The organism is Vibrio sp. 10N.261.52.A1, assembly GCF_002876325.1.
Taxonomy (GTDB): Bacteria; Pseudomonadota; Gammaproteobacteria; order Enterobacterales; family Vibrionaceae; genus Vibrio; species Vibrio chagasii.
In genome coordinates this window covers 1-8,732 of sequence record NZ_MCYD01001291.1, presented here as the reverse complement: position 1 = coordinate 8,732, position 8,732 = coordinate 1, and the positions used below count along the sequence as shown (strand labels likewise).

The following is an 8,732-nucleotide window of genomic DNA, read 5'->3' as shown; positions in this document are numbered from 1 at the left end:
GAATAAGTATAATTTAAAAGTGAATATAAATTCACAAAAGACATTTGTACAGGACTTTATTCTCTAAATGGAAAATTAGCATTCAGCTAGGGAGTTTTGCGTTAGATGATCGAGGAACGCAGAGCAGAAACGCAAAAGCCGAAAGCAATCACTTTCGGCTTTGATTAATCAGTTAAGGTACTCAATTGGCTGAACAATTAATTACAGCTGATTTCATCCCAGAACCAATTCGATTGAACTGGGCTTTCCCAGACGCCAGGGCCGTTTTTAGCCACGAAGCACTTACCGTTATGCGTCACTTTATCGCCATTACTCACTTGGCTAACACCGGCTTGCCACGTAATAAATTCAGATGGATCGACAACCACTGGCGGCTCTGTCACAGGTGGTTCAACGGGTGTAGGGTCTACTGGTTCTGGATCGACAGGGGCAGGATCAACAGGCGTTGGATCTGTCACAACTGGTGGTGTTGGCTCACCGGCTACTAGTTTCCAAGGGCCACCATTGGCAGGGTCATCCCCTTGTGTCCACCATTTCGCTTCATAAGTTGCGCCATTGTGAGTCACTTGATCACCAGCGTTGTAAACCTTAGTCGCACTCCAGCCGTTACCACCAGGGTCGGTTCCTGGGTCTACCGGATCAAGTTTATCGACCACCTTCACTTCAGGCCAACTTGCATGAGATCCATAGAAGTTAGTCACACACTTCTCGTAATCCCCTGCAACTAGCGCTGAATATGCGGTTTGGAATCCAACTAACTCACACTCAAATGAGTAACCTTCTGGACGATCTGCGTAGTATTTCCAGTTGCCATCCCAGTTGGTGTATAGCACATCTGTTGCGCCATTAAGGTTCAAGCTTCCATATGGAGTTTGTTGCCAACAGGTATTGGCTTCATCTGCCTCTACAGGAATTTCATAGTGCGCCGCTAGCCCTTCCCAGTAACGAATACGGTTAACCGGTTGGCCTTTGTCTTTATTCTGCTCACCACACTCAATGCCACCGTTGATTACGTTAATGGTGGTACCAAAGCCATAACCAATGCCCGCATCCAGTTCACGTTGAGATGGCGTCCAAGTACGGTCAATAACGTGCAACATCGCTGGCTTCGGTGCTTGTGGCGTTAAGAAGAACCAAATAGCTGAAGCCAAGTTCAACCATGAATCAGCAACTAAACCCGGATTATTCAGCAGCACGGTTGCATCACCATCGAACATCACTTCAGAGAAAGCGCCGTAGTTAAAATGGTAAGAAAGCTGTTTAGCACCACGACCGAAGTAACCCTGCCCTGCCGCACATGGCCAGCGCGCATTTTGCCAATCATTCTGACCACAACCTGTGGTGTAACCTTCTTGCCCTTCAGACCAACCCATTTCACGAACATGGACTAACGCTTGCTGCCACTCTTCTAAACCCAACGGGTTATCAGAAGTATTATCTATCGCGATGTGACCGCCCGTCTCTTGAGAGAAATGAGCAAAAGCCGTGATGATGGATTTCTTACAGATGGCGTCAGAGTCACGGCCATCTGTGTACTCTCCACAGAACGCAGGGAATTTACCAATCGCACGTAGGAAACGAGTGTAAGTGTATTCAGGCGCAGCCATCTGAGTAAGGAAATCCCATTCAGATTGAGGGAATACGCGCTCAACCCGCTTTACGTTCTCAGGGTTGGAAGGTGAACCGGGTTCAATCGCTTCAACGATGGTGTTCGAACGAGTTTGTAGAGCCTGTGACCAGATCGCGTACATAGGGTCCGAGGTTTTCGCTTGTTCAGCAACCTGTAAAGCCGACTTCTCAATAAGGTAACCATTCGGGTTTTGCGGATCAGGTTGAATGTTCAAAGACGCATGACTTTGTGCTGCTAAAGTACAGCCCAATACTGTCGCCAAATATTTGATTTTTAACATGATGGATTCTCTTATCTGTCCTTAATAAGTCCATCAAAGAGTATGTGGCACGTGGGAAATAGCCTAGCTGTTGCGGTGTGATTTTATAAAAAGTGCGAGTGATAGTTTTATGTATAGTTGAAGGTAACAATGCGTCTCATGGTTTCTTGAGCTGATATCTAGTTTCCAACTAATTTGGTTTCTTACGCTCAATCCCCCCCTCGAACCACAACCATTGACTACGCGGCGTGGAAAACAAAAAAGCCCCGAACTGAGTTCGAGGCTTTTAATAACTAAATCAAATAGCAGTTAAATCTCTAAGAGATTATTCCCACTCGATTGTTGCTGGTGGCTTACCAGAGATGTCGTAAACAACACGTGAAATGCCGTCAACTTCGTTGATAATACGGTTAGAAACCTTACCTAGGAAGTCGTATGGTAGGTGTGCCCAGTGAGCAGTCATGAAGTCGATTGTTTCTACAGCACGTAGAGATACAACCCAATCGTACTTACGGCCATCGCCCATAACACCAACAGAGCGAACTGGTAGGAATACCGTGAACGCTTGAGATACTTTGTGGTACAGGTCAGCAGCGTGAAGCTCTTCAATGAAGATAGCATCTGCGCGACGCAGTAGATCACAGTACTCTTTCTTGATTTCGCCAAGAACACGAACACCTAGACCTGGACCTGGGAATGGGTGGCGGTAAAGCATGTTGTATGGAAGACCAAGTTCTAGACCGATCTTACGTACTTCATCTTTAAACAGCTCACGTAGAGGCTCAACAAGGCCCATTTCCATATCATCAGGAAGGCCACCAACGTTGTGGTGAGATTTGATTACGTGTGCTTTACCAGTCTTAGATGCAGCAGACTCAATTACATCTGGGTAGATAGTACCTTGAGCAAGCCACTTAGCATTTGTCAGTTTCTTAGACTCTTCATCGAAGATATCTACGAATACGTGACCGATGATCTTACGCTTAGCTTCTGGTTCTGCTTCGCCTTTAAGTGCTTCTAGGAAACGATCTTCAGCGTCTACTTTGATGATGTTTAGACCAAACTTGTTGCCGAACATATCCATAACTTGCTCAGCTTCGTTCAGACGAAGTAGACCGTTATCTACGAATACACACGTTAGTTTGTCACCGATAGCGCGGTGAGCAAGCATTGCAACTACTGATGAATCAACACCACCAGAAAGACCAAGGATAACTTCGTCGTCACCTACTTGCTCTTTAATACGTGCAACTGCATCTTCAATGATTGAAGCTGAAGTCCACAGACCTTCACAACCACAAACGTTAAGAACGAAGTTCTCAAGCATTTTCAGGCCGTTCTTAGTGTGTGTTACTTCTGGGTGGAATTGAACACCGAAGTATTTCTTCTCTTCGTTTGCCATTGCTGCGTATGGGCAAGTGTCTGTTTCAGCGATCTTTGTGAAATCAGCTGGGATCTCAACCACTTTGTCACCGTGGCTCATCCAAACATCTTGAGTAGACTCAAGGTCAGCGAACAGTGCTGATTCGCCGGTTACTTGTACCGCTGCGTAGCCGAACTCACGCTCAGTAGACGTTGCTACTTTGCCGCCAAGTTGCTCAGCCATAGTTTGCATGCCGTAGCAGATACCAAATACAGGAACACCTGAATCAAACACGTACTGAGGTGCACGTGGAGAGTTCTCTTCCGTTACACTTTCAGGGCCACCAGATAGGATGATACCGTCTGGATTGAATTCACGAATATCCGCTTCGTCTACGTCCCAGCTCCAAAGTTCACAGTAAACACCGATCTCACGAATACGACGAGCAACTAGCTGTGTGTATTGAGAACCGAAGTCTAGAATTAGAATACGTTGGTCATGAATATTTTTAGTCATTTTAAGCAGTCTTATTGGCTATGTGATCAAACGGAGGCGAGTTTACTCACCTCTGATTAACTCTTCAAGAAATAAAGCAAACGTTTTCGTTAGATATCTTTAACCTCGTGTTTTGAGAAAATCAGGCTTTCAACAAAACAGGCGGTAGATATAATACCAATCACAGTAAGTAAGTGTTCAGGAATAGCGCAGGAAAAAAGCTTGAGAACAAGGCAGGATTTTCTGATAAGTAGTTATTCTACAATCAAAAATCCTAACGAAGTTATCGAGGTTTTTAACAAGCTAGGATGACCAGTTATTTACTACGATTGGTATAGTAATGTGCCGACTTAATCAGCACATTATTCAAACGTTTGGACGTATTATTAACCTAAACGGTAGTTAGGTGCTTCTTTAGTAATTTGAACATCGTGTACGTGAGATTCTTTCATGCCCGCACCAGAGATACGAACAAACTCAGCTTTAGTACGCATGTCTTCAATCGTCGCAGAACCTGTTAGGCCCATGCTTGAGCGTAGACCACCCATTTGTTGGTGAACGATCTCTTTTAGACGACCTTTGTATGCGATACGACCTTCAATACCTTCTGGAACAAGCTTGTCTGCAGCGTTGTCAGATTGGAAGTAACGGTCAGAAGAGCCTTGAGACATAGCGCCAAGAGAACCCATACCACGGTAAGACTTGTAAGAACGACCGTTGTAAAGGATAACCTCACCTGGTGCTTCTTCAGTACCTGCGAACATTGAACCAACCATCACACAAGATGCGCCAGCAACGATAGCTTTACAGATATCACCAGAGAAGCGGATACCGCCATCTGCGATTACTGGAATACCGTATTCGTTTGCAACTTCCGCTGCGTCTGCGATTGCTGTTACTTGAGGAACACCAACACCAGTAACGATACGAGTTGTACAGATAGAACCAGGGCCGATACCAACTTTAACTGCACTTACACCCGCTTCGATAAGAGCACGAGCGCCAGCGCCAGTTGCTACGTTACCACCGATGATTTGTAGATCTGGGTATGCAGCGCGAGTTTCGCGGATACGGTTAAGTACGCCTTCAGAGTGACCGTGTGAAGAGTCGATAAGTAGAACGTCTACGCCAGCTTCAACAAGAGCAGCAACACGCTCTTCGTTACCAGCACCAGCACCAACAGCTGCACCTACACGTAGGCTGCCGCGCTCATCTTTACAAGCGTTTGGTTTACGTTCTGCTTTGTGGAAGTCTTTTGCAGTGATCATTCCTGTTAGTTGGAAGTCATCATTTACAACAAGTACTTTTTCAACACGTGCTTCGTGCATTTTCTCTTGAACTTCTTCGCGAGTTGCACCTTCTTTAACAGAAGCTAGACGCGATTTAGGCGTCATTACTACGTCAACTTTCTTAGAAAGGTCTGTTACAAAGCGAACGTCACGGCCAGTAATGATACCAACCAGTTCGTTTGTTTCAGTCACTACAGGGAAGCCAGCAAAACCGTGCTTCTCAGTCAGGGCAACAACGTCAGCAATCGTTGCGTCAGGGCTTACAGTTACAGGATGAGAAACCACACCTGCTTCGTAAATTTTAACCTGGCGAACCATTTCAGCTTGTTGCTCGATAGACATGTTCTTGTGGATAAAGCCAATGCCACCTTCTTGCGCGAGTGCGATAGCCAGACGAGCTTCCGTCACGGTATCCATCGACGCAGAAATCATAGGGATGTTCAGTGAAATGTTTTTAGTCAACTGAGTGCGAAGATCAGCTGTGTTTGGGAGAACAGTGGAGTGAGCTGGCACGAGTAGTACGTCATCGAATGTCAGCGCTTCTTTGGCAATTCTTAGCATTTGCAATATCTCACAATTGAGGAGTAGAAAGAAAAATCCGACTTCATCGTTTCGCATAATGAAGTGCTTTGGATTAGATATTGCGGAGGGATTATACGCACGGGGAAATCGCTTGGCTACACATTTTTTGTATTTTTAATTTGCATTTACCCCCTTGATATGTATTATATTGCCGCTATCTTCCATACTCACGCCCTGTGAGATTACAAGAAAGACCTTCCTGCAAGGAAAGATAGTGCTTCTATGACTAATCCAAACATCTTTACTGTTTCTCGCCTCAACTCAGAGGTTCGTCTCCTATTAGAAAACGAAATGGGAATAGTGTGGCTCGTTGGTGAAATCTCAAACTTCTCTGCACCTGTCTCTGGTCACTGGTACCTCACCCTTAAAGATTCTCGCGCTCAAGTTAAGTGCGCCATGTTTCGTGGCAATAACCGCCGAGTCACCTTTAAGCCTCAGAACGGCAATCAAGTTTTAGTCAAAGCTCGCCTGTCTCTTTACGAGCCACGTGGTGACTATCAACTGATTATCGAAAGTATGCAGCCAGAAGGTGACGGTAAACTTCAGCAAGAGTTTGAAAAGCTGAAGATGAACCTTGCCGCTGAAGGGCTGTTCGCTCAATCGAGTAAGCAAGCTCTTCCTGAGCATCCAAAGCGCGTTGGTGTTGTCACCTCTAAAACCGGTGCCGCTCTCTACGATATCTTGGACGTACTTAAGCGCCGTGATCCTTCGTTACCTGTGGTGGTGTACCCAACCATGGTTCAAGGCGAAGAGGCGGCGATTCAGATTGCTCAGGCGATTGGACGTGCCAATGAGCGTAATGAGTGTGATGTGTTAATCGTCGGCCGTGGTGGCGGTTCGTTAGAAGACCTATGGTGCTTCAACAACGAGATCGTTGCTCGCACTATTGCTGCAAGCCAAATCCCGATCATCAGCGCCGTCGGCCACGAAGTGGATGTCACTATTGCCGATTTCGTTGCCGATATGCGCGCCCCTACTCCATCAGCTGCGGCTGAATTGGTTAGCCGTGACAACAGTCATAAAGAGCAAGCTTTCGCTTCTAAACGTGCTCGCTTAGTGAGTGCGATTCGCCACGTATTAATCAAGCAAGCACAGTCGACTCAAGCACTGAAACACCGCTTAGAAAGACAGCACCCTAGCTACCAACTGCAAAAGCAGAGTCAGCAGCTGGATGATCTAGACATGCGTCTGCGTCGCGGTATGGCTCAATACCTAAAGCAGCATGCACAGCGTGTCGAACGTAAACAGCATCAGCTTCAGTTGAACTCGCCAGTTAAGCGTTTGGGCGAACAAAAACTGCATCTGCAACGTTCAAAGCAAAAGCTATTAGATGCGATGGATAAAACCCTGCTAACCACTCGCCACCAGCTTGCGATGGCTGCCGAGAAATTAGAGACCGTTAGTCCACTGGCAACCCTAAAGCGTGGCTACAGCATTACTCATTCAGCATCGAGCAAGACTGTGTCATCGATTAACGATGTCGAAGTCGGTGAAGTGATCACCACTCAGGTGGAAGATGGGGTGGTTGAGTCTCAAGTGACAGCAAGAGTAGCTAAGAGCTAATTCGAACATTAAAAACTAGAAAGCCCTATCGATAATCGACAGGGCTTTTTTGTATCTAATAAGAAAACTCAGTAAAAAGGTTATTCCGCAGCTTGGAATTCGAACTTTACTCTCGACTTAGACTTAAGCTCATTGCAGTCACCATTACAAAAGTAGCTTGCGGCACCACAAGCTTGAAGTTTCTCTAACTGGCTGCTGCACTCTGGGCAGAACCCTATTTTAGTAAAATGTGCCTGACAACTTTCACAGTGGTATTGTCCGTCCCAACCAAGCTCTGACTGACACTTAGGGCAGATATTTTCACTCATTAGTATTTCCTAATTCACGACTCTTTTTACAATCTACTACTGCTTGGATTTAGCTTGTTTGATTTGGTACATGTTCTTATCAGCTTGTGCGATCAACTGATCTAACCCCTGTGGATCTTTTTCACAAGCAAGACCAACACTCACTGAGAACTGCACATCATTAATATAAAGCGCTTGTTGTAGTGTTTTCTCTAAACCGTGGTAGAAGCTAACAACGCTATCTTTATCATCAAAACAAGAGAACACCACAAATTCATCACCACCATAACGGCCTATCTTGGCACACGCTGTCGTAGCATCATCAAGCACTCTAGCAACCGCCAATAGCACATCATCGCCAAAGCTATGACCGTAGGTATCATTGATTGATTTGAATTTATCGACATCGACAAACAGACACGCCATCACCTTCTGTGCAAAACAGCGCTTGGCCAAGACCTTTTCAGCTTCATTGAACAAAGCACGACGATTCAAGCAGTGGGTAAGAGAATCACGATTCGCGAAAAAGTTAAGCTGGTTTTCCAGCTCGTACTTTTCTAATGCTACCGAATATAGAGAAGCGAGCAGCTCCAAAATCTCAAGTTCGAATGCATGTGGTTCGGAAACATATTGGCTGTATATAGCGAAAGTACCAAGTACATTCCCGTTTGAAGAAAGAATTGGCACAGACCAGCAGGCATGAAGGTTAGCCTGGTTTGTTAACGCCAAGAAAGGTGCCCAGTTAGGGTGGGTATTGATGTCTGAGACCATCACTGCTTTTTTAAGCGCAGCAGCCTCACCACACGAACCAATTCCAACACCTATACCAACGCCCTCTATCTGTTGATTATAGAAATCAGGCAAATTCGGAGCATATTCGAGGTGCAAAGTCTGAGACTCAGCGTTGAGCAGTAAAATTGAAGCCATACGCTGACCAAAAAGCTGTTCTGTGAGCTCTATGATCTTGCGGTTTAAGTCCTTGCGATCCATCCCAAGGGCAAGCTTCCGAAGCAACCTATTGACTGCTCGGTGGCCTTCTAATAAAAATTGTTGTTCCATTCACTAAAGCTTTCAATTATTTAATCGGGTACAGCTTGTTCTTATGCAAGCTTGTTATTGGTTAATAATAACACACTTAATTACCACGACACACAATCGAAGATCATAGGTTGATCTTTCGCTTTATCTATTTTGATCAGCGATCTACCCCAAAAAGAATATTTATATCACCACATACCGAAAGCATAAGTTACATGTGCTGCAT

General features: G+C 45.4%; 6 protein-coding genes. 1 reads left to right on the top strand and 5 read right to left on the bottom strand.

Annotated elements, in window-relative coordinates:
- Positions 1–197: 197 nt before the first annotated feature.
- From BCT81_RS26990 to guaB, 3 genes are all read right to left on the bottom strand, one after another.
- Positions 198–1,910 (bottom strand): chitinase, encoded by a 1,713-nt coding sequence (locus BCT81_RS26990; RefSeq protein WP_102426455.1) that lies wholly within the window; start codon positions 1,908–1,910, stop codon positions 198–200.
- Positions 1,911–2,214: 304 nt separating this feature from the next.
- On the bottom strand, positions 2,215–3,768 hold the full coding sequence (gene guaA, locus BCT81_RS26985; protein WP_102426454.1) for a glutamine-hydrolyzing GMP synthase: 1,554 nt from the start codon (positions 3,766–3,768) through the stop codon (positions 2,215–2,217).
- Between the two features lie 365 nt (positions 3,769–4,133).
- Positions 4,134–5,597, bottom strand: coding sequence for an IMP dehydrogenase (guaB, locus tag BCT81_RS26980; RefSeq protein WP_061033280.1), 1,464 nt, complete (start codon positions 5,595–5,597; stop codon positions 4,134–4,136).
- A 243-nt stretch (positions 5,598–5,840) separates the two neighbouring features.
- On the opposite strand from guaB, the gene xseA reads away from it, so the two are divergent.
- Complete coding sequence (gene xseA / locus BCT81_RS26975) at positions 5,841–7,181, top strand: exodeoxyribonuclease VII large subunit (protein WP_102426453.1); 1,341 nt, start codon at positions 5,841–5,843, stop codon at positions 7,179–7,181.
- Positions 7,182–7,261: 80 nt separating this feature from the next.
- Here xseA and BCT81_RS26970 read toward each other — a convergent pair whose 3' ends face one another.
- Together BCT81_RS26970 and BCT81_RS26965 are read right to left on the bottom strand one after the other, a co-directional pair.
- The gene (locus BCT81_RS26970) at positions 7,262–7,489 is read right to left on the bottom strand and encodes a zinc ribbon domain-containing protein (RefSeq protein ID WP_102426452.1); all 228 of its coding nucleotides are present in this window, start codon (positions 7,487–7,489) and stop codon (positions 7,262–7,264) included.
- Between the two features lie 36 nt (positions 7,490–7,525).
- Positions 7,526–8,527 (bottom strand): sensor domain-containing diguanylate cyclase, encoded by a 1,002-nt coding sequence (locus BCT81_RS26965; RefSeq protein WP_061033294.1) that lies wholly within the window; start codon positions 8,525–8,527, stop codon positions 7,526–7,528.
- Positions 8,528–8,732: the final 205 nt, after the last annotated feature.

What these genes read in the sequence shown, in the direction of transcription:
- BCT81_RS26990 (WP_102426455.1), bottom strand. Translation starts at nt 1,910, where the DNA reads ATGTTAAAAATCAAATATTTGGCGACAGTATTGGGCTGTACTTTAGCA.
- guaA (WP_102426454.1), bottom strand. Translation starts at nt 3,768, where the DNA reads ATGACTAAAAATATTCATGACCAACGTATTCTAATTCTAGACTTCGGT.
- guaB (WP_061033280.1), bottom strand. Translation starts at nt 5,597, where the DNA reads ATGCTAAGAATTGCCAAAGAAGCGCTGACATTCGATGACGTACTACTC.
- xseA (WP_102426453.1), top strand. Translation starts at nt 5,841, where the DNA reads ATGACTAATCCAAACATCTTTACTGTTTCTCGCCTCAACTCAGAGGTT.
- BCT81_RS26970 (WP_102426452.1), bottom strand. Translation starts at nt 7,489, where the DNA reads ATGAGTGAAAATATCTGCCCTAAGTGTCAGTCAGAGCTTGGTTGGGAC.
- BCT81_RS26965 (WP_061033294.1), bottom strand. Translation starts at nt 8,527, where the DNA reads ATGGAACAACAATTTTTATTAGAAGGCCACCGAGCAGTCAATAGGTTG.